Origin of the sequence: Rhodovulum tesquicola (assembly GCF_024128855.1) — a bacterium.
Taxonomy (GTDB): Bacteria; Pseudomonadota; Alphaproteobacteria; order Rhodobacterales; family Rhodobacteraceae; genus Rhodovulum; species Rhodovulum tesquicola.
Genome location: NZ_JAMYDV010000009.1, coordinates 32891 through 52510, shown reverse-complemented (window position 1 = coordinate 52510; position 19620 = coordinate 32891). Strand labels below are relative to the sequence as shown.

Below are 19620 nucleotides of genomic sequence, written 5' to 3'. Positions count from 1 at the left end.
GCGTGGCGCCCGGCGATGCCGGGCGCGCGCTCCGCGCGGGGGTATTTTTGCCAAGAAGAAGGGTGCTGTGGAGTCGGGGCCGGTCGATCACGGGGTTTTTCAAGCTTGGGGCTTCGCGGGAAGGTGGCGGCTTGGCATAAGGGCGGTGAAACCGTAAGGAGACTGCCGATGCGCCGATTTGCCGTTCTTGTCGCCCTGACCGCACTGGGGCCGGGGGCCGCACTGTCCGATCCCGACCCCTCCGACTGGCAAGCGGTTCTGGAGGAGGCGCGGGGACAGGTGGTTTACTGGCACGCCTGGGGCGGGGCGGCGGCGACCAACGATTTCATCCGCTGGGCCGGTGACGAGGTTGCGGCGCGCCATGGCGTGCGGGTCGAGCATGTGAAGCTGGCCGATACCGCGGATGCCGTCAGCCGCGTGCTGGCCGAGAAGACCGCCGGAAAGGACACCGGCGGCGCGGTTGACCTGATCTGGATCAACGGTCCGAATTTCAGGGCGATGAAGGAGGCGGGGCTGCTGTTCGGCCCCTGGGCCGAGGATTTGCCGAACTGGCGCTTTGTAGATGTGGACGGCAAGCCCGCGGTGAGGGCCGATTTCACGGTGCCGACCGAGGGGCTGGAAAGCCCATGGGCGATGGCGCAGGTGGTGTTCTATCACGATACCGCGCGGCTGCCCGATCCGCCCCGCAGCATGGCGGCGCTGCTGGATTGGGCGGCGGCCAATCCGGGCCGCTTCACCTATCCGCAGCTGCCCGATTTCCTGGGCACGACCTTTCTGAAACAGGCGCTTTACGGGATGATCGAGGACCCTTCCGTGTTGCAGCGCCCGGCCGATCAGGCCGATTACGCGGCCGTCACCACGCCGCTCTGGGCGTTTCTGGACGATCTGACGCCGCATCTGTGGCGGCAGGGCCGGGCCTATCCGTCAAGCGGGCCGCGGCAATTGCAGCTTATGGCGGATGGCGAGATCGACCTTGCGATCTCGTTCAGCCCGGGCGAGGCGTCGGCGACGATTGCCAAGGGGCAATTGCCGGACACGGTGCGGACCCTGGTGCTGGAGGGCGGCACCATCGGCAATGCAAGCTTCGTGGCGATCCCCTACAACGCCAATGCCAAGGCGGGCGCGATGGTGCTGGCCGATTTCCTGCTGTCGCCCGAGGCACAGGCGCGGGCGCAGGATCCGGATGTGCTGGGCTATGGCACGGTTCTGGCCATGGACAAGCTGTCGCCCGAGGATCGCGCGCGGTTCGAGGCGCTGGAGCTGGGCATCGCCACGCTCTCGCCCGAGGAACTGGGCCCCGCGCTGCCCGAGCCGCACCCCTCCTGGATGCGCCTGATCGAGGCCGATTGGGGCAAACGCTTCGGCCTGGCCGAGTAGCCGCCCATGCGCCCGCTGCGCGGCGCGCCGCTGCTGACGCTTCTGGTCCTGCTGGGGCCGGTGACGGCGGGGCTGGTCGGCACGCTGGCCCCGGCGCTGGGGGTGTTTCCCGCGCTTGGGGGTACGCGGCCGAGTCTGGCACCCATGACCGCGCTGGCGGCCTGGCCGGGCCTGCCGGGGGCGGTGATGCTGTCGGTCGGGGTGGGGCTGGCGGCCACAGCGATCTCGCTGGTCATCGTGGTGCTGTTCGTCGCGGGCTGGCAGGGCACGCGGGCGATGGCGGGGCTGGAACAGGCGCTGGCGCCGCTTCTGTCGGTGCCGCATGCGGCGGCGGCCTTTGGCCTTGCCTTCCTGATCGCGCCCTCGGGCTGGATCGCCCGCGCGCTGTCGCCCTGGGCGACGGGGTGGGAGCGGCCGCCCGATCTGTTGATCGTGCAGGATCCGCTTGGGCTGGCGATGGTCGCTGGGCTGGTGGTCAAGGAGGTGCCGTTCCTGTTGCTGATGACGCTGGCAGCACTTCCGCAGGTTCGGCCCGCGCAGCGGATGGGGGTTGCGCGCGCGCTGGGCTATGGGCCCGTGACGGGCTGGCTGAAGGCGGTGTTTCCGTGCGTCTATGCCCAGATCCGGCTGCCGGTTTATGCGGTGCTGGCCTATTCGATGTCGGTGGTCGATGTGGCGATCATCCTTGGTCCCGGCACGCCGCCGCCGCTGTCGGTGCAGGTGGTGCGCTGGATGGCGGACCCGGATCTGACGCTGCGGTTTCAGGCGGCGGCGGGGGCGGTGCTGCAACTGGCGCTGGTGATCGGCGCGCTGGGCCTGTGGCGGCTGGGCGAGGTCGTGCTGGGGCGGTTGGGCCGGGTCTGGGCGGAGGCGGGCGCGCGGCGGCAGGGCGATGGCGTGTTGCGGCTGGCCGGGCTGGGGCTGGCCATGCTGGCGACGGGCGCGGTGATCGCGGGGCTCGCGGGGCTGGGGCTGTGGTCGGTGGCGGGGCTCTGGCCCTTTCCAGAGGCATGGCCCGAGGCGATCAGTGCACGAAGCTGGCTTCGGCATGGCCCGGGGCTTCTGGCGCCGGGTCTTGAAACGCTCTGGATCGCGGGGGCGGCGACCGCTCTGGCGCTGGCGCTGGTGCTGGCCTGTCTGGAGGCCGAGCATCGGTTCGGGCTGGTGCCCGGGGCGCGCAGCCTGTGGCTTTTGTACCTGCCGCTTCTGGTGCCGCAGGTCGCGTTTCTGCCGGGTTTGCAGGCGTTCGCGCTGATGGCGGGCGTCGATATGGGGCGGGGCGCGGTGATCCTGGGGCATCTGGTCTTTGTGCTGCCCTATGTCTTCCTGTCGCTGGCCGCGCCATGGCGGGCCTGGGATGCGCGCCATGCAAGCGTCGCTGCGGCGCTGGGGGCGGGGCCGGGGCGCGTTTTCCGGCAGGTGCGGCTGCCGATGCTGCTGGCCCCGGTGCTGAGCGCGGCGGCGGTGGGCTTTGCGGTGTCGGTCGGGCAATACCTGCCGACGCTGCTGATCGGCGGCGGGCGGGTGCAGACGCTGACGACCGAGGCCGTCGCGCTGGCCGCGGGCGGCGACCGGCGGGCGATCGCGGTCACCGCGCTTGCGCAGACGCTGGTGGGGATGGCGGGCTTTGCGCTGGCGCTGGCGGCCCCGCGGATTCTGTGGGCGAACCGGCGCGGGCTGAGGGCAGGCTGATGGCGGGGTTGCGGCTGGAGGGGCTGAGGATAACGCGCGCCGGGGTGCCGCTTGTGGCGCTGGAGGCAGATATCGCGCCGGGCGAGGTACTGAGCGTGATGGGGCCGTCGGGATCGGGCAAGTCCACGCTTCTTTCGGCGATCATGGGCACGCTGGCACCGAGCTTCGCGATGACGGGGCGGGTGCGGCTTGACGGGTGCGAGATCACGCGCCAGCCGCCCGAGGCGCGGCGGGTGGGCATCCTCTATCAGGAGGAGCTGCTGTTCCCGCATCTGAGCGTCGGCGGCAACCTGGCCTTCGGCCTGCCGCGCGCGGTGCGGGGGCGGTCGGCACGGGCGGCGCGCGTGGCGGCGGCGCTTGCCGAGGTCGGGCTGGCGGGCTTTGCGGATCGCGATCCCGCGACGCTGTCGGGCGGGCAAAAGGCGCGCGTCGCCCTGATGCGGATGCTCTTGGCCGAACCGCGCGCGCTGCTGCTGGACGAGCCGTTCTCGCGGCTGGATGCCGGTCTGAGGGTGCAGGTGCGCGAGATGGTCTTTGCGCGCGCCCGGGCGCGGGGGCTGCCGGTGCTTCTGGTGACCCATGACGCGGCCGATGCCGCGGCCGCGGGGGGATGCGTGGTCGAACTGGGCTGAGGGGGCGCTCCCGCCCCCGGCTGGCGCGGGGCGCAGGCGCCCCGCTTGTCCGGGGTTGGGCGTGGCGCGGGCCTTTGGCCCGCGCGCCTCCGGCGGGGGTATTTCGGCCAAGAAGAAGGCCGTGGGCGGCATGGCCCGGTGCGTTGCGAGAGAGTAGTGGCCCCGGATCGGGGTCCGGGGCAGGGGATGACGCCGGAGGCGCGCTGCGGGCTCTTCTACGGATGGAGGGGGCAAATGCGCGCCCCGCGCCGGACTCAGGCGGCCAGGCGCGGGGCGGTCTTGCGGTTCTCGACAAGAACGGCGTGAAGCGCGCGGATAGCGTCCTCCATCCGGTCGCGGGGCACGACGAACTGCGCGTCCACGTCGCGGGTGGTCTGCTGGACGGCGACGGGGTCGATCCCCGCGGACTCGAGCGCGGCAAGCCCGCGCGACAGCACCCTGAGCCCGGCGAGGTCGCGCCCGATCGCGGCCACCACGGCGAGGTTGCGCGCCTTGAGGCTGGCGGTCGGATAGCGCGCCGCGAGGTCGCGTTCGACCCGGCGCACCGATTTCAGCCCCGCATCCAGGTAATGGGTGATCGTGTTGGCGTTCGAGGTCTTGGCGACGATGCGCACCCGGTGGCGTGTTAGTGCCTCGAGGATGGCGCTATCATACCCCTTCACTCCCACCATGTCCTGCTCGAAGAGTTCGAGCGCATAGACGCCGAGTCCGGTGACCATCTCGACCCGGGCTGCGCCCGCCTCGGCGTCGTCGATGAGCGTGCCCGGATCGTGCGGCTCGAACGCGTTGGTCACGCGCAGCGGGATGCCCGCCTGGCGCAGCATCTTGGCGGCCTTGGGGTGGACCGCCTCCATCCCCATGTTCGAGAGCTGGTCGGCCACGTCGTAATTGGTGTGGCCCAGCTTCACGACATTTTCCGCGCCCACGATCTTCGGGTCGGCCGAGGACAGGTGGAATTCCTTGTGGATGATCGCTTCGGCCGCGCCGGTCAGCACGGCGAGTTTCGAGAAGGTCACCTCGGAATAGCCGCGGTCGAATTCGGCCATCAGTCCTTCGACGCATTGGGCATAGCCTGTGACGATGGGCATCTCGCGCGAGAGATCGACATCGCGCATTCCCTGCACGATCCGGTCTTCGAGGCTGTGCTCGCCCTCGTCGCGCCAGCCCGAGAGATCGACGAAGCGGGCATCGACACCACGGCGTCGCAGGAGCGTGGCGGTCACGAAGGCGGAATGCGCCTCGCCGAGGCCCGAGAGGAGTTCGCGGATCACCGCCATATGGCTCGACAGGCGGAAATGCCCGTAGGAACAGAGCCGTTGCAAGTCGATCAGGCAGGAGCGCGCGCCCTCGATGCGGTCGCGCACGAAATCGTCGGCGGCGGCGAGGTCGCCGGGGTGGTCCAGAACCTGCGCATGGGCGGCGCGCATGGCGTCGGCGACGCGGTTCAGCGCGTCCGACCAGCCGTGGTCGTTGTCGGCGTTGGAGAACAGCGCATAGACGCCCGGTTCGCCCGATTTCTTGTGTTCCAGCAGCAGGTTGGTGATGCCGGCGAATGCCGAGACCACGAAGACGCGGTGATAGAGCGCGTCGCCCGCGCGGTCGCCGATGAAGAGCGTGTCGCACAATTCGTGGACGCGGCTCATGGAGGTGCCGCCGATCTTCTCGACGGTGTGGGGATGCTTGGTCACGGTCCTGTCGCCGCCCGGGTTGACCCCGGGGGCGCCCTTGTCTGGAGATGTCAGTCGGCGAGGGCCGCGGCCGGCGCGTAGGATCCGTCCTCGCGGTGCACCTCGGTGCCGGTCACCGGCGGGTTGAAGCAGCAGGCCATCACCAGATCCTCGTCGGCGCGGATGGTGTGCCGGTCGTGCTGATCGAGGGCATACATCACGCCGGGCCGGATCTCGAAGGTCTCGCCCGAGGCGAGGTCGGTGATCGCGCCGCGCCCCGAGATGCAGTAGACGCTCTCGAAATGATGCTTGTAGTGGAACGTGTGGTCCGAGCCCGCAGCCAGCGTGGTGATGTGGAAGGAAAACCCCATCCCGTCATCGGCCAGCAGCATGCGCACCGAGGTCCATTGCGCATCCGAGACCGCGCGGTTCGTGTCCTTGAGCTTGTGAAAGTCGCGTACGATCATGGGCCTACTCCGCCGCCACCGGGAAAGGGACGAGCGTCTCCACCGCCGCCTCCAGGATGTCGAGACCCTGGCGGAACTGCTCCATCGGGATGGTGAGGGGGGCGAGCACCTTGACCACCTCGTCATGGGCGCCCGAGGTCTCGATCACGAGGCCATGGCGGAAGGCTTCGGCGCAGATCCGGCCGGCAAGTTCGCCCGAGCCGACATCGACGCCGCGCATCATGCCGCGTCCCTTGAGGCGCGCGCCCTCGATCCGGGCGGCGATCGTGTTCAGCCGTTCTTCCAGAACCTGGGATTTCAGCGCGATCTGGTTCCTGAGCGTGTCGTCGGCCCAGAACTTCTCCAGCGCGACGCGGGCGGTCACGAAGGCATGGGTGTTGCCGCGGAAGGTGCCGTTATGCTCGGCCGGTTTCCAGATGTCGTGTTCGGGCCGGACCAGCACGCAGGCAAAGGGCAGGCCGAACCCCGACAGCGATTTCGCCAGCGTCACCATGTCGGGTTCGATGCCCATGTGGTCGAAGCTGAAGAAACTGCCGGTGCGGCCCATCCCGGCCTGGATGTCGTCGACGATCAGCAGCGCGCCGTGTTCGCGGGCGATCCGCGCGATGCCCTGCACCCATTCGCAGGAGGCGGCGTTCAGCCCGCCTTCGCCCTGCACCAGTTCCACGACGAAGGCCGCGGGGGGCTCGATCCCGGACGAGGGGTTCGTGAGCAGCGTCTCGATCAACTCCAGCGTGTCCACGTCCTCGCCCATGCTGTTTTCGTAGGGCAGATGCGTCACGTCGGGCAGGGCGGTGCCCGCGCCCGCGCGCTTGCCCGCATTGCCGGTCAGAGCGAGCGCGCCCAGCGTCATGCCGTGGAAACCGTTGGTGAAGGCGATCACGTTGCGCCGTCCCGTGACCTTGCGCGCCAGCTTGAGCGCGGCCTCGACCGCGTTGGTGCCGGTAGGGCCGGTCATCATCACGCGATGCTCCATCCCGCGCGGATGCAGGATATGGTGCTCGAAGGCCGCGAGGAAGGCGGCCTTTTCCTCGGTATGCATGTCGAGCGCATGCGCGATCCCGTCGCGCTGGATATGCTCGACCAGCGCGGCCTTCATGTCGGGGTCGTTATGGCCATAGTTCAGCGAGGAACAGCCTGCGAGGAAGTCGATATAGGAATTGCCGTCGGCATCGATCAGGGTTGCGCCCTCGGCGCGGGCGAAGCTGACCGGAAAGCTGCGGCAATAGGAGCGCACGGCGGATTCGCGGCGCGCGTAGATGTCGGTTTCGGCTGTCGGAACAGTCGACATGGGGCATCCCCTTGTTTTCGATATGGAAACGGATGAGGGTCGGATCAGGCGGCCAGCGGCAGCGCTTCGGCCAGCCGGATCGTGACCATGTGCTCGGTCGCGTGGCGGCCGCCGAAATGGTCATCGCGCGTGAAATGCGGCTTGTCCGTGAGGCGCGCGCCCAAGCGGCGGGCCACGCCACGGAACAGTCCCCAGGAGGCGTCATTGTCCGGCGTGATCGTGGTCTGAAGCCGCATCACGCCAGCGCAGGCGTCGCGTTCGAGAAGCGCGAACAGCATCTTGCGGCCGAGTCCGCGTCCGCGCGCGCGGCCGGACACGGCCACCTGCCAGATGAACAGCGTCTCGGGGTCGGAGGGCAGCAGATAGGCCGAGATCCAGCCCACGACCTGCCCCTCGATCTCGGCAAGGATGCATGTGTCGCCGAAGTGATCGCATTGGATCAGGTTGCAGTAGAGCGAGTTTTCGTCGAGCGGCTTGCACGCCCGGATCAGCGCCCAAACCGCCTCGCCATCCGCCCCGGTGGGGCGGCGGAAGGTGATGGGCGCGGTGCGAGAGAGCGGTTTCGCTTCGATGGTCTCGACCATGATGATCTGTCCTCCGTCCTGTTGCGACGCTATATATAGTTAGTCAAAAGAAATTTCAACAGGCTAAGTTTGTGGGGAGATTTCTGGATTGATGACGCTATAAATAGCTATTTATAGGCTTATATTTGGGTTCATACACGCAAGTTCATGGGATGACAGGTGTCATAAATGCTTCGTAAGACGAAAAAATTACGCTTGCGAGTCGCCCGGATCGGTGGGAACGGTCGCTTCGTCAGTCGAAGGAGGTGTCGTGAAACGGTCCGATGTCAGCCTGATCGCCCTGCGCCGCATCCTGCGCGCGACCGAGCTTTACGGGCGCGACCTGGCGCGTGCCGCCGGACTGACTCCGGTGCAGATCCGCGTGTTGCAGATCGTGGCCGAGACCGGGCAGAGCACGCCCAAGGCAATTTCGGCGCGGATGGGGGTGTCGCAGCCCACGATGACCACGCTGATCGACCGGCTGGTCGCAAAGGGCCTGGTCGAGCGCCGCCGCTCGGAGGCCGACCGCCGTCAGATGAACATCTTCGTGACCGAGGCCGGGCGCGAGGCCATCGCGCGCGCGCCTGACCCGCTGCACGACCGCTATGTCGCCGCCTTCGAGGCGTTACCCGACTGGGAGCAGGCAATGCTGGTCGCTGCGCTGGAAAGGGTGGCGGGGCTTCTGGATGCGGGGCATCTGGACGTGGCGCCTGTGCTGGATCTCGGCGATATCCGCAAGGCACCGCCCGCGAATTGAGCGAATGGGGCCATCGCTGCTTGCGCTTCGGGCGATCCGGGGCGCATCAACCGACAACGGTCCAATTTTGCTCTATCCCTTGCAGGCCCCCGGAGCCGGAACTAAGACTTCGGGGAGACAGGGGCCATCCGGCCCGCACAGCATCCCTGAGGCAGGCGCACATGACCGACATGATCGACCATTACATGAACACCCTCGTGCCCATGGTGGTCGAGCAGACCTCGCGCGGCGAACGGGCCTATGACATCTTCTCGCGCCTTCTGAAGGAGCGGATCATCTTCATCACCGGGCCGATCCATGACGGGATGTCCTCGCTGATCGTGGCCCAACTGCTGCACCTCGAGGCCGAAAACCCGACCAAGGACATCTCGATGTACATAAACAGCCCCGGCGGCGTGGTGACCTCGGGGCTGTCGATCTACGACACGATGCAGTACATCAAGCCCAAGGTGTCGACCCTGGTAGTGGGGCAGGCGGCGTCGATGGGTTCGCTTCTGCTGGCCGCCGGTGCGTCGGGGATGCGCTTCTCGCTGCCCAATTCGCGGATCATGGTGCACCAGCCCTCGGGCGGCTACCAGGGCCAGGCGACGGATATCATGATCCACGCCCAGGAGACGCAGAAGCTGAAGGACCGGCTGAACCAGATCTACGTGAAACACACCGGTCAGGAGTTCCAGGCAGTGGTGGACGCGCTTGAGCGGGACAACTTCATGGATCCGGAGGCGGCCAAGTCCTGGGGGCTGATCGACCAGATCGTCGAAAGCCGCGAAGCCGTGGAAGGGACCAAGGCCTGACGCAAAACCCGGGACGATCCATCCGGATTTTGGCGTTGTGCCCCGGCAATGACTGCCCTACGCTGCTTGGTGGCGTGGGGCGCAATGGCTGCCTTCCGGGCTAAAGGGTCCGGACGGGCCGCACAGAACGACCGCAGAGGACCGATATGGCGACGACTTCAGGCAGCGACTCCAAGAACACGCTCTACTGCTCGTTCTGCGGCAAGAGCCAGCATGAGGTGCGCAAGCTTATCGCCGGGCCGACCGTGTTCATCTGCGACGAATGCGTCGAACTTTGCATGGACATCATCCGCGAGGAGACCAAGGCCACCGGCCTGAAATCCGCCGACGGGGTACCGACGCCCAAGGACATCTGTTCGGTGCTGGACGATTACGTGATCGGCCAGATGCACGCCAAGCGGGTGCTGTCCGTCGCGGTCCATAACCACTACAAGCGGCTCAATCACGCGGGCAAGTCCGAGATCGAGCTGTCGAAATCGAACATCCTGCTGATCGGCCCGACCGGCTGCGGCAAGACGTTGCTGGCGCAGACGCTGGCGCGCATCCTTGATGTGCCCTTCACGATGGCCGATGCGACCACGCTGACTGAGGCGGGCTATGTCGGCGAGGATGTCGAGAACATCATCCTCAAGCTGCTGCAGGCGTCGGAATACAATGTCGAGCGCGCCCAGCGCGGCATCGTCTATATCGACGAGGTCGACAAGATTACCCGCAAGTCCGACAACCCCTCGATCACGCGGGACGTGAGCGGGGAGGGCGTGCAGCAGGCGCTTCTGAAGATCATGGAGGGCACGGTCGCGTCGGTGCCGCCGCAGGGCGGGCGCAAGCATCCGCAGCAGGAGTTCCTGCAGGTCGATACCACGAACATCCTGTTCATCTGTGGCGGTGCCTTTGCCGGGCTGGAAAAGATCATTGCGCAGCGCGGCAAGGGATCGGCCATCGGTTTCGGCGCGGACGTCAAGGAGAACGACACCCGCGGCGTGGGCGAGATGTTCAAGGAACTCGAACCCGAGGATCTGCTGAAATTCGGCCTGATTCCCGAATTCGTCGGTCGCCTTCCGGTGATCGCGACGCTTCAGGACCTGGACGAGCCCGCACTGGTGCAGATCCTGACCGAGCCCAAGAATGCGCTGGTCAAGCAGTATCAGCGGCTGTTCGAGCTTGAGGGTGTCAAGCTGACCTTCACCACGGATGCGCTGTCGGCCATCGCCAAGCGGGCGATTGCCCGCAAGACAGGCGCGCGTGGCCTGCGCTCGATCATGGAGGATATCCTGCTGGATACCATGTTCGATCTGCCCGGCATGGACAGCGTCGAGGAGGTGGTGGTCAATGAAGAGGCTGTGACCTCGGATGCAGCGCCGCTGATGATCCATGCAGATCACAAGAAGGAAGGCGCCACCGCCGGTTGAGCGGGGCACCTGCGTCCGGCGGGGTCTCTATTCGGCCCCCGAGCGGAAAAGTGGCACGGTCGAGATCGACATCTTGGCCGAGCCCTGAGTCAGTTCGCGGGCATGGACCAGGTAGATCAGCGTCTGGTTCGCCTCGTCAAAGACACGACGGACGCGCAGCGATTTCAGCACCAGAGACGGCTTTCACGAAACACTTCCTCGCCGCCTTGGCTGCGGTCGATCGGGCCGATCTCGATGGGGCCGGTCTGGCGGCAAGCGATCGAGGCGTTCGACGGATCCTCGAACCAGTTGCCCTGGCTCAACCGGTCGATCAGCGAGCGGCTGAAATAGGCGATGTGACAGGTCACCCCCTTCACCTTGGGATCGGCCACCGCCTCGAGGATGATGTCGTTCCCGGTCCAGTCCACGCCGACGCGCCCGACCTCCTGTGCGGGCGCGTCGAGCGGCTGCAGGGCAAGAAGCACGGCAAGGGCGGCGCGGATCATGGCGAATTCTCCGGGGTCGTTTCCGCGGTCAGGGTAGGTGCGACGCCCGCGCCCCGCCAGCACGATTGACGCCGCACCCGCCGGGGTGCTATTTAATGAACAAGCGTTCAATAAGTGCCTGGAGGAGGCGCGCCGGATGTTCACCGCCACGATGGAATTCGACCTCGACGAGGACACCGCCGCTCTGCGCGAGATGGTGCATCGCTGGGCGCAGGAGCGCGTCAAGCCGATGGCGGCCGAAATCGACCGGACCAACATCTTCCCGGCCGCGCTCTGGCGCGAGATGGGTGATCTGGGGCTGCTGGGCATTACCGTGCCCGAGGAATATGGCGGCGCGGGCATGTCCTATCTGGCCCATGTGATCGCGGTCGAGGAAATCGCGCGCGCCTCGGCCTCGGTATCGCTGTCCTACGGGGCGCATTCCAACCTGTGCGTGAACCAGATCAAACTGAACGGGACCGACGCGCAGAAACGCAAATACCTGCCCGGTCTGCTTTCGGGCGAACATGTCGGCGCGCTTGCCATGTCCGAGGCCGGGGCGGGGTCCGACGTCGTGTCGATGAAGCTGCGCGCAGAGAAAAGGAACGGCTATTACACGCTGAACGGCACGAAATACTGGATCACCAACGGTCCCGATGCCGATACGCTGGTGGTCTATGCCAAGACCGACCCGGAGGCCGGGCCCAAGGGCATCACGGCCTTCATCATCGAGAAAACGATGAAGGGGTTCTCCACGTCTCCGCATTTCGACAAGCTCGGGATGCGTGGCTCGAACACGGCCGAACTGATCTTCGACGATGTGGAAGTCCCCTTCGAGAACGTCCTTGGCGAGGAGGGCAAGGGCGTTCGGGTGCTGATGTCGGGCCTGGACTACGAGCGCGTGGTCCTGGCCGGCATCGGCACCGGAATCATGGCGGCCTCTCTGGACGAGATCATGCCCTACATGCGCGACCGAAAGCAGTTCGGCGAAAGCATCGGGAATTTCCAGCTGATGCAGGGCAAGATCGCCGACATGTACACGGCGATGAACAGCGCCCGGGCCTATGTCTATGCCGTCGCACGTTCTTGTGATCGCGGACGGGTGACGCGCCAGGATGCCGCCGCCTGCGTGCTTTACGCGTCCGAAGAGGCGATGAAGCAGGCCCACCAGGCGGTGCAAGCCATGGGCGGGGCTGGATTTCTGGCCGACAGCGCCGTGGCGCGGCTGTTCCGCGACGCCAAGCTGATGGAGATCGGCGCAGGCACGTCCGAGATCCGGCGGATGCTGGTTGGGCGTGAATTGATGAAGGCGATGGAGTAAAGCTGAGTCACAAAATCAACTTTGAAAGGTGATCCCATGCGACTCTCCCTTCTTCTTGCCGCAAGCCTGGCCCTCGCAGCCCCTGCAATGGCACAACAGGTCCGGTTCTCGCCCGATGCCACGCTGGAATGCCTGGAAAAGCAGCGCACCCCCGGGGCGGAGGTGACATGCATCGGCGAATCCGCCCGTGCCTGTTTCCAGCGAATCAAGAACGCCTCGCCCAGCGATATCGCGGCCTGCATGGGGCAGGAGTCGGAATACTGGACGGGCCGGATGGCGGCCGCCCACGACCGGATGATGGTACTTGCCAAGGCTGCGGATGCCAATTTCGCGAAGAACCCGAAATCCAAGGACGTGCCCTTCAGCCTGACCGAGGATCTGGAAATCCAGCAGCAGAAATGGGCCGAATGGCGCGAGATCCGCTGCGCGGTCGAGGCGATGATGCGCCGCGGCACGCCCTATACGACGACCGCCGCGGGCAATTGCACGATGAAACGGATCGGCGAACAGGCGCTGTTTCTGGAAAGCGCGGTCAAATACATGGAAACCAAGTAGCCCCTGCGCGCACCGCCCCGGGGGAGGGGGCGGCGCGGGTGCGGGCGAAGGGAGGAGCACGGCAATGGCTACGGATCGCGCAGGGACCCCGCAGTTCGGGGAGCAGCACGCATGCGCCTGAATTCCAATGCTATCCCCGGTTCGGACGCTTTCCGCACGAACCGCGCCGCCCATCTGGACGCGCTGCGCCTGATCGAGGAGGCCGCCGCGCTGGCTGCCGCCGGGGGCGGCGAGAAGGCCCGCGAACGGCATCTGTCACGCGGCAAGATGCTCCCGCGCGAGCGGGTGGCGAACCTGCTGGACCCGGGCGCGCCGTTCCTGGAAATCGGCGCAACGGCGGCGCACGGGCTTTACGGCGGCGACGCCCCCTGTGCGGGGGTGATCGCGGGCATCGGGCGGGTGCATGACCAGGAGGTCATGGTGGTCTGCAACGACGCCACCGTGAAGGGCGGCACCTATTACCCGATGACGGTCAAGAAACACCTCCGCGCGCAGGAAATCGCCGAGGAATGCCATCTGCCCTGCGTCTACCTGGTGGATTCGGGCGGCGCGAACCTGCCCAACCAGGACGAGGTCTTCCCCGACCGCGACCATTTCGGGCGCATCTTCTATAATCAGGCCCGGATGTCTGCCAAGGGCATCCCCCAGATCGCCGCGGTGATGGGAAGCTGCACCGCAGGCGGCGCCTATGTCCCCGCCATGTCGGATGTCACCATCATCGTGCGCGAACAGGGCACGATCTTCCTGGCCGGACCGCCGCTGGTGCGCGCCGCCACCGGCGAGGTGGTCACGGCCGAGGATCTGGGCGGCGGCGACGTGCATACCCGCCTTTCGGGCGTGGCCGACTACCTTGCCGAGGACGATGCCCATGCGCTGGCACTCGCCCGCCGGGCCATCGCGCATCTCAACCGCGGGAAACCCGCGACCGTGCGGCTGGAAACGCCCGAAGACCCCGCCTACGACCCCGAGGAATTGCTGGGCGTGGTGCCGACCGACCTGCGCACGCCCTATGACATCCGCGAGGTGATCGCGCGCATCGTGGACGGCTCGCGCTTCGACGAGTTCAAGCCGCGCTTCGGCGAGACGCTGGTCACGGGCTTTGCCCATGTCATGGGCATCCCCGTGGGCATCATCGCGAATAACGGCGTGATCTTCTCGGAATCCGCCCAGAAGGGCGCGCATTTCGTGGAACTCTGTTCCCAGCGCGGCACGCCGCTGATCTTCCTTCAGAACGTGACCGGCTTCATGGTTGGCCGCAAATACGAGAACGAGGGCATCGCGCGCCACGGCGCCAAGATGGTCACCGCCGTCGCCTCGACCAATGTGCCCAAGATCACCATGATCGTGGGCGGGTCCTTCGGTGCGGGCAATTACGGCATGGCCGGCCGCGCCTACCAGCCCCGCTTCCTCTGGACCTGGCCCAATTCCCGCATCTCGGTGATGGGCGGCGAACAGGCGGCGGGCGTGCTGGCGACGGTCAGGCGCGACGCCATCGAACGGTCGGGCGCCACCTGGTCGCCCGAGGAGGAGGTCGAGTTCAAGCGCCCCACCATCGAGATGTTCGAGCGGCAAAGCCACCCGCTTTACGCCTCGGCTCGGCTCTGGGATGACGGCATCGTTGACCCGCGCAAGTCGCGCGCGGTGCTCGCCCTCTCGCTCTCGGCCGCGCTGAATGCGCCCATCCCCGAAACCCGCTTTGGCGTGTTCCGGATGTAGCCCCGCCCCCTCCTTCTTCTTGGGCCAAATACCCCGGGGGGTGCGGGGGGCTGGCCCCCCGCAGGCGACCGCAACAAGAGGCACGGATGTTCAGGAAAATCCTCATCGCCAACCGCGGCGAAATCGCGGTCCGCATCATCGCCACCGCCCGCCGGATGGGGGTGGCAACCGTCGCAGTCCATTCCGACGTTGACGAATACGCCGCCCATGTCGCCGCCGCCGACGAGGCGGTGCCCATCGGCGGCGCAGTGCCGGCCGAAAGCTACCTGCGCGCCGAGCGCATCATCGCGGCCGCCCGCGCCACCGGGGCGCAGGCGATCCATCCGGGCTATGGCTTCTTGTCCGAGAACCCCGGTTTCGTCGATGCGGTCGAGGCGGCGGGGCTGGTTTTCATCGGGCCTTCGGCCTCCGCGATCCGGGCGATGGGGCTCAAGGATGCTGCCAAGGCACTGATGGAACAGGCGGGCGTTCCGGTGGTGCCGGGCTATCACGGCGACAACCAGGATGACGAACACCTGGCCGGTGCGGCCGAGGCCATCGGCTATCCCGTGCTCATCAAGGCCGTGGCGGGCGGCGGTGGCAAGGGCATGCGCAAGGTGCTGGCCGCAGCCGATTTCCCCGCCGCGCTGTCCGCCGCCCGCTCGGAGGCCCGCAGTGCCTTTGGCAATGATGCGGTGCTGATCGAGAAATATGTCGAGAAACCCCGCCATATCGAGGTTCAGGTCTTCGGCGACGGGGTGGACGCCGTGCATCTGTACGAACGCGACTGCTCGCTGCAACGCCGCCACCAGAAGGTGATCGAGGAAGCCCCCGCGCCCGGCATGACCGCCGAGATGCGCGCCGCGATGGGCGAGGCGGCGGTCAGGGCGGCGAAGGCCATCGGCTACAAGGGCGCGGGCACGGTCGAGTTCATCGTCGATGGCTCGGACGGGCTGAGGCCCGACCGGTTCTGGTTCATGGAGATGAACACAAGGCTTCAGGTCGAACATCCCGTGACCGAGGCGATCACCGGCCTCGATCTGGTGGAATGGCAACTGCGCGTCGCCGCCGGAGAGGGGCTGCCGCTGCGGCAGGACGACATCCCGCTGACCGGCCATGCCTTCGAGGCGCGGCTTTACGCCGAGGACGTGCTCGCAGGCTTTCTGCCCGCCACGGGAACGCTGGCCCATCTGGCCTTTCCGACCGGGCTGCGCGCCGATACGGGCGTGCGCACGGGCGACAGGATCAGCCCGTTCTATGACCCGATGATCGCCAAGATCGTCGTGCATGGCCCCACCCGCGCGGTCGCGCTGAACCGTCTGGCGCGCGCGCTGGACGAGACGCAGGTTGCGGGCACGGTGACGAACCTGGCCTTTCTCGGCCGTCTTGCCCGGCATGAAGGTTTCGCGCGGGCTGAGGTGGACACGGGCCTGATCGAGCGCGACCTTGCCGCGCTGACCGAGGCGCCGGGCCCCTCGATGGCCGTGCAGGCCGCCGCGCTGCTCGAAGCCGCCGCGCTGCCCGAGGGGGCGCTTGCGGGCTTCGCGCTCTGGTCGCCGCTCCGTCGGACGCTGACGCTGGCCCATGCGGGCGAGGAGATCACGGGCGTGGTGATGGCCACCGGCCCCGGCCGCGCAGAGGTCGAGATCGCGGGCGAGTTGCTCGAGGCGCATCGCGATGCGGGCGGCTGGCGCATCGCAGGCCGCGCGCCGGGGCCGGTGCTGCGGGCGGGCGGCGCGATCCATGTCTTTGCCGGGGAGGCGGGCACCTTCGGTTTCGTGCCGCTCGATCCGCTGGACCGGGCCGCGGCTGCGCATGCCCATTCCGGCGTGATCGAGGCGCCGATGCCGGGCCTTGTCAAGGCGGTCTTTGCCACGGCAGGGCAGGCGGTGACGGTCGGCGAACCGCTGGCCATTCTCGAGGCGATGAAGATGGAACACACCCTGACCGCCCCGCGCGATGGCGTGGTGGCCGAGGTGATGGTCACGCCGGGAACACAGGTCGAGCCCCACGCGCCGCTGATCCGGCTGGAGGATGCGGATGGCTGAGCGGGTCGAGATCTTCGAGGTCGGCCCGCGCGACGGGTTGCAGAACGAGAAGCGGCCGATCCCGACGGGCGAAAAGATCGCGCTGATCGACACGCTGTCGCGCGCCGGGTTCCGGCGGATCGAGGTGGCAAGTTTCGTCAGCCCGAAATGGGTACCGCAGATGGCCGATGGCGCCGAGGTGCTGGCGGGCATCGCCCGCGCGCCGGGCGTGCGCTATGCCGCGCTGACGCCGAACATGCAGGGCTATGAACGGGCCAAAGCCGCGGGCGCGGACGAGATTGCGATTTTCGGCGCGGCCTCGGAAGGGTTCAGCCGGGCCAATATTAATGCAACCATCGCCGAAAGCCTGGACCGTTTCGCCCCCGTGGCCGAGGCGGCGCGGGCCGACGGGATGCGCATGCGCGGCTACATTTCCTGCGTGACCGATTGCCCCTATGACGGCCCGACGCCGCCCGCGCGCGTTGCCGAGGTGGCCGAACGGCTGATGGACCTTGGCTGCTACGAGATTTCCCTTGGCGACACGATCGGGCAGGGCACGCCGGACAGCGTATCCGCGATGCTGCGCGCGGTGCTCGACGTCGCGCCGTCCGACCGGCTGGCGGGGCATTTCCACGACACCGCCGGGCGGGCGCTGGCCAATATCGAGGCGTCGCTGGCGCTGGGCTTGCGGGTCTTCGATGCGGCGGTGGGCGGGCTTGGCGGTTGCCCCTATGCAAAGGGTGCCACCGGCAACGTGGCGACCGAGGCGGTGGCGGCGCGGCTGGCGGAACTGGGCTACGAGACCGGGCTTGATCTGGCGGTGATCCAGGCGGCGGCTGCGATGGCGCGCGCGATGCGCACAGGCGAGGGAGACGGGCGCGATGCGTGAGGAACTGGGCATCGAGATCGACGGGCGCGGCGTGGCGCGGCTGGTGCTGAACCGGATCGACAAGCACAACGCGCTGTCCGAAGAGCTGATCGCGGCGCTGCATGCGGCGGCCGAGCGGTTGGGTGCCGATCCAGCGGTGCGCGTGGTCGTGCTGACCGGCAATGGCGCAAGTTTCTGCGCGGGCGGGGATCTGGCCTGGATGCAGGCCCAGATCGCGGCCGATGGCCCGACCCGAGCCGCGGCGGCACGGCGGCTGGCGGCGATGCTTGGCGCGCTGAACGCGATGCCCAGGCCGCTGATCGGGCGGGTGCAGGGGCCGGCCTTTGGCGGCGGCGTGGGGCTGATATCGGTCTGCGACGTCGCGGTGGGGGTCAATACCGCGCGTTTCGCGCTGACCGAGACGCGGCTGGGCCTGATCCCGGCCACCATCGGCCCCTATGTCGCGGCGCGGCTGGGCGAGGCCGCATCGCGGCGGGTTTTCCTGTCGGGCCGGCGTTTCGATGCGGGCGAGGCGGTGGCGATGGGTCTCTTGGCGCGGGCGGTGCCGGAATCGGAGCTGGACGCCGCCACCGAGGCCGAGATCGCGCCTTTCCTCGCCTGTGCTCCGGGCGCAGTTGCCCGCGCCAAGGCGCAACTGCGCGCGCTGGGTCCGCGCATCGACGAGGCGGTGATCGAGGACAGCATCGCCCGTCTTGTCGCGGCCTGGGAGAGTGACGAGGCGGCCGAGGGAATCGCGGCTTTCTTCGAGCGGCGCAAGCCGCGCTGGGCGGTCGGCGAGGCTGGTTGATACCCGCCGGGCGCCGCCGCGATTTCCGAGCTCCGGCGTGGAAGCATATTGTTTTCAATACATTTTCCGGGATGCATCATTCTGGCGCGTTTTCAATGCGCACGACTGTATACATTTCTGCCCGGCCGCGCTAACAGAGGGGCCGAGGGAGGAGGACGGGCCTTGTTGACCCGCCCCCGGTGCCCCGGCTAACGTCGGGGTAGAAAAGACGCGCAAAAGAGTCAGCAATGCGCGCTGGACAGAAGGGAGAACCCGGTGGAAGAGCTTCTGAGCAACTACCTCCCCATCGCGATCTTCTTCGGCATGGTGGTGGCGCTTGGCCTGCTGCTTTTGCTGTCGGCGGTTGTGATCGCGGTCAGGAGCCCCGACCCCGAGAAGCTTTCGGCCTATGAATGCGGTTTCAACGCCTTCGACGACGCGCGGATGAGCTTCGACGTGCGGTTCTACCTCGTTGCGATCCTGTTCATCATCTTCGACCTCGAAATCGCCTTCCTGTTCCCCTGGGCCGTGTCCTTCGGCGAGATGGGGATGGTGGGCTTCTGGTCGATGATGGTCTTTCTGGGCGTCCTGACCGTGGGCTTTGCCTATGAATGGAAGAAGGGGGCGCTGGAATGGGCGTGACGACGAACCCCAACACTGCAGGACCCGATGCCGAACAGGCCACGCGCGCGCTGAATGCCGAGTTGCAGGATCGCGGTTTCCTTGTCACCTCTACCGCGGACATCATCAACTGGGCGCGCACCGGGTCCCTGCACTGGATGACGTTCGGGCTGGCCTGCTGCGCGGTCGAGATGATCCATGTCTCGATGCCGCGCTATGACCTCGAACGCTTCGGCACCGCGCCGCGCGCCAGCCCGCGCCAGTCGGACCTGATGATCGTGGCGGGCACGCTGACCAACAAGATGGCCCCCGCGCTGCGCAAGGTCTACGACCAGATGCCCGAGCCGCGCTATGTGATCTCGATGGGGTCCTGCGCCAATGGCGGGGGCTATTACCACTACAGCTATTCGGTGGTGCGCGGCTGCGACCGGATCGTGCCGGTGGACATCTATGTGCCGGGCTGCCCGCCAACCGCCGAGGCGCTGCTATACGGCATCCTGCAATTGCAGCGTAAGATCCGCCGTACCGGGACCATCGTGCGATGACCGGCCCGGCGGATGCCTTGGGCGTGGCGCGTGTCGGGGTAGGATGTGACATGGTCACATACATGGCTGTAGGCTTTGGCCCAGAAGG

Annotated in this window: 18 protein-coding genes and 1 pseudogene; 14 read left to right on the top strand and 5 right to left on the bottom strand. The window is 67.3% G+C overall.

Translation table 11 applies throughout. The features are described from left to right. The first annotated feature begins 168 nt into the window (after nt 1-168). The 3 genes from NHN26_RS09670 to NHN26_RS09660 are packed head-to-tail and all read left to right on the top strand — an operon-like array spanning nt 169 to nt 3701. Nucleotides 169-1377 (top strand): ABC transporter substrate-binding protein, encoded by a 1209-nt coding sequence (locus tag NHN26_RS09670; protein WP_253089275.1) that lies wholly within the window; start codon nt 169-171, stop codon nt 1375-1377. A 6-nt stretch (nt 1378-1383) separates the two neighbouring features. Then, on the top strand, nt 1384-3069 hold the full coding sequence (locus tag NHN26_RS09665; protein ID WP_253089274.1) for an ABC transporter permease: 1686 nt from the start codon (nt 1384-1386) through the stop codon (nt 3067-3069). Further along, nucleotides 3069-3701: an ATP-binding cassette domain-containing protein gene (locus tag NHN26_RS09660; RefSeq protein WP_253089273.1), complete on the top strand. Its 633-nt coding sequence runs from the start codon at nt 3069-3071 to the stop codon at nt 3699-3701. The genes NHN26_RS09665 and NHN26_RS09660 overlap by 1 nt, the downstream gene beginning before the upstream one ends. A gap of 254 nt (nt 3702-3955) precedes the next feature. Here NHN26_RS09660 and NHN26_RS09655 read toward each other — a convergent pair whose 3' ends face one another. Genes NHN26_RS09655 through ectA form a run of 4 tightly spaced genes read right to left on the bottom strand, consistent with a single transcriptional unit; the run spans nt 3956 to nt 7710 of the window. Continuing rightward, nucleotides 3956-5389, bottom strand: a complete 1434-nt coding sequence (locus NHN26_RS09655; RefSeq protein ID WP_253089272.1) for an aspartate kinase — start codon at nt 5387-5389, stop codon at nt 3956-3958. A 50-nt stretch (nt 5390-5439) separates the two neighbouring features. Next, on the bottom strand, nt 5440-5835 hold the full coding sequence (locus NHN26_RS09650) for an ectoine synthase (protein ID WP_253089271.1): 396 nt from the start codon (nt 5833-5835) through the stop codon (nt 5440-5442). A 4-nt stretch (nt 5836-5839) separates the two neighbouring features. Then, nucleotides 5840-7126, bottom strand: a complete 1287-nt coding sequence (gene ectB, locus NHN26_RS09645; protein WP_253089270.1) for a diaminobutyrate--2-oxoglutarate transaminase — start codon at nt 7124-7126, stop codon at nt 5840-5842. 44 nt (nt 7127-7170) lie between these two features. Further along, the gene (gene ectA / locus NHN26_RS09640; RefSeq protein WP_253089269.1) at nt 7171-7710 is read right to left on the bottom strand and encodes a diaminobutyrate acetyltransferase; all 540 of its coding nucleotides are present in this window, start codon (nt 7708-7710) and stop codon (nt 7171-7173) included. Between the two features lie 250 nt (nt 7711-7960). Between ectA and NHN26_RS09635 the strand changes: the two genes are divergently transcribed. The 3 genes from NHN26_RS09635 to clpX all read left to right on the top strand — a co-directional run bounded on the left by NHN26_RS09635 (nt 7961) and on the right by clpX (nt 10649). After that, a complete protein-coding gene (locus NHN26_RS09635; protein WP_132696246.1) occupies nt 7961-8446 on the top strand; it encodes a MarR family winged helix-turn-helix transcriptional regulator in 486 nt (161 codons plus the stop codon). A 161-nt stretch (nt 8447-8607) separates the two neighbouring features. Continuing rightward, nucleotides 8608-9240 carry an ATP-dependent Clp protease proteolytic subunit gene (locus NHN26_RS09630; RefSeq protein WP_253089268.1) on the top strand — a complete coding sequence of 211 codons (633 nt, stop codon included), beginning with the start codon at nt 8608-8610 and terminating at the stop codon, nt 9238-9240. A 146-nt stretch (nt 9241-9386) separates the two neighbouring features. Further along, on the top strand, nt 9387-10649 hold the full coding sequence (gene clpX / locus NHN26_RS09625; protein ID WP_253089267.1) for an ATP-dependent Clp protease ATP-binding subunit ClpX: 1263 nt from the start codon (nt 9387-9389) through the stop codon (nt 10647-10649). A gap of 27 nt (nt 10650-10676) precedes the next feature. Here clpX and NHN26_RS09620 read toward each other — a convergent pair. Then, a pseudogene (locus tag NHN26_RS09620) lies at nt 10677-11134 on the bottom strand (CreA family protein). 136 nt (nt 11135-11270) lie between these two features. On the opposite strand from NHN26_RS09620, the gene NHN26_RS09615 reads away from it, so the two are divergent. From NHN26_RS09615 to NHN26_RS09580, 8 genes are all read left to right on the top strand, one after another. Further along, the gene (locus NHN26_RS09615; RefSeq protein ID WP_290442912.1) at nt 11271-12434 is read left to right on the top strand and encodes an isovaleryl-CoA dehydrogenase; all 1164 of its coding nucleotides are present in this window, start codon (nt 11271-11273) and stop codon (nt 12432-12434) included. A gap of 87 nt (nt 12435-12521) precedes the next feature. Beyond that, the gene (locus tag NHN26_RS09610) at nt 12522-12989 is read left to right on the top strand and encodes a lysozyme inhibitor LprI family protein (protein WP_253089266.1); all 468 of its coding nucleotides are present in this window, start codon (nt 12522-12524) and stop codon (nt 12987-12989) included. 111 nt (nt 12990-13100) lie between these two features. Beyond that, nucleotides 13101-14705, top strand: a complete 1605-nt coding sequence (locus tag NHN26_RS09605) for a carboxyl transferase domain-containing protein (RefSeq protein ID WP_253089265.1) — start codon at nt 13101-13103, stop codon at nt 14703-14705. 86 nt (nt 14706-14791) lie between these two features. Then, the gene (locus NHN26_RS09600; protein ID WP_253089264.1) at nt 14792-16732 is read left to right on the top strand and encodes an ATP-binding protein; all 1941 of its coding nucleotides are present in this window, start codon (nt 14792-14794) and stop codon (nt 16730-16732) included. Next, nucleotides 16725-17600, top strand: a complete 876-nt coding sequence (locus NHN26_RS09595; protein WP_253089263.1) for a hydroxymethylglutaryl-CoA lyase — start codon at nt 16725-16727, stop codon at nt 17598-17600. Before NHN26_RS09600 ends, NHN26_RS09595 begins: the two co-directional genes overlap by 8 nt. Next, nucleotides 17593-18387 (top strand): crotonase/enoyl-CoA hydratase family protein, encoded by a 795-nt coding sequence (locus NHN26_RS09590; RefSeq protein WP_253089262.1) that lies wholly within the window; start codon nt 17593-17595, stop codon nt 18385-18387. The genes NHN26_RS09595 and NHN26_RS09590 overlap by 8 nt, the downstream gene beginning before the upstream one ends. A 255-nt stretch (nt 18388-18642) precedes the next feature. Beyond that, nucleotides 18643-19008, top strand: coding sequence for an NADH-quinone oxidoreductase subunit A (locus NHN26_RS09585; RefSeq protein ID WP_253089261.1), 366 nt, complete (start codon nt 18643-18645; stop codon nt 19006-19008). Further along, entirely contained in the window at nt 18999-19532 is a 534-nt protein-coding gene (locus tag NHN26_RS09580) for a NuoB/complex I 20 kDa subunit family protein (RefSeq protein ID WP_253089260.1), read from the top strand. Before NHN26_RS09585 ends, NHN26_RS09580 begins: the two co-directional genes overlap by 10 nt. Nucleotides 19533-19620 lie beyond the last annotated feature (88 nt).

Coding starts and splice junctions, on each gene's coding strand:
- NHN26_RS09630 (WP_253089268.1), top strand. CDS start 8,608: ATGACCGACATGATCGACCATTACATGAACACCCTCGTGCCCATGGTG.
- NHN26_RS09590 (WP_253089262.1), top strand. CDS start 17,593: ATGCGTGAGGAACTGGGCATCGAGATCGACGGGCGCGGCGTGGCGCGG.
- NHN26_RS09665 (WP_253089274.1), top strand. CDS start 1,384: ATGCGCCCGCTGCGCGGCGCGCCGCTGCTGACGCTTCTGGTCCTGCTG.
- NHN26_RS09580 (WP_253089260.1), top strand. CDS start 18,999: ATGGGCGTGACGACGAACCCCAACACTGCAGGACCCGATGCCGAACAG.
- NHN26_RS09595 (WP_253089263.1), top strand. CDS start 16,725: ATGGCTGAGCGGGTCGAGATCTTCGAGGTCGGCCCGCGCGACGGGTTG.
- NHN26_RS09650 (WP_253089271.1), bottom strand. CDS start 5,835: ATGATCGTACGCGACTTTCACAAGCTCAAGGACACGAACCGCGCGGTC.
- ectB (WP_253089270.1), bottom strand. CDS start 7,126: ATGTCGACTGTTCCGACAGCCGAAACCGACATCTACGCGCGCCGCGAA.
- NHN26_RS09615 (WP_290442912.1), top strand. CDS start 11,271: ATGTTCACCGCCACGATGGAATTCGACCTCGACGAGGACACCGCCGCT.
- ectA (WP_253089269.1), bottom strand. CDS start 7,710: ATGGTCGAGACCATCGAAGCGAAACCGCTCTCTCGCACCGCGCCCATC.
- NHN26_RS09660 (WP_253089273.1), top strand. CDS start 3,069: ATGGCGGGGTTGCGGCTGGAGGGGCTGAGGATAACGCGCGCCGGGGTG.
- NHN26_RS09605 (WP_253089265.1), top strand. CDS start 13,101: ATGCGCCTGAATTCCAATGCTATCCCCGGTTCGGACGCTTTCCGCACG.
- NHN26_RS09670 (WP_253089275.1), top strand. CDS start 169: ATGCGCCGATTTGCCGTTCTTGTCGCCCTGACCGCACTGGGGCCGGGG.
- NHN26_RS09600 (WP_253089264.1), top strand. CDS start 14,792: ATGTTCAGGAAAATCCTCATCGCCAACCGCGGCGAAATCGCGGTCCGC.
- NHN26_RS09610 (WP_253089266.1), top strand. CDS start 12,522: ATGGCACAACAGGTCCGGTTCTCGCCCGATGCCACGCTGGAATGCCTG.
- clpX (WP_253089267.1), top strand. CDS start 9,387: ATGGCGACGACTTCAGGCAGCGACTCCAAGAACACGCTCTACTGCTCG.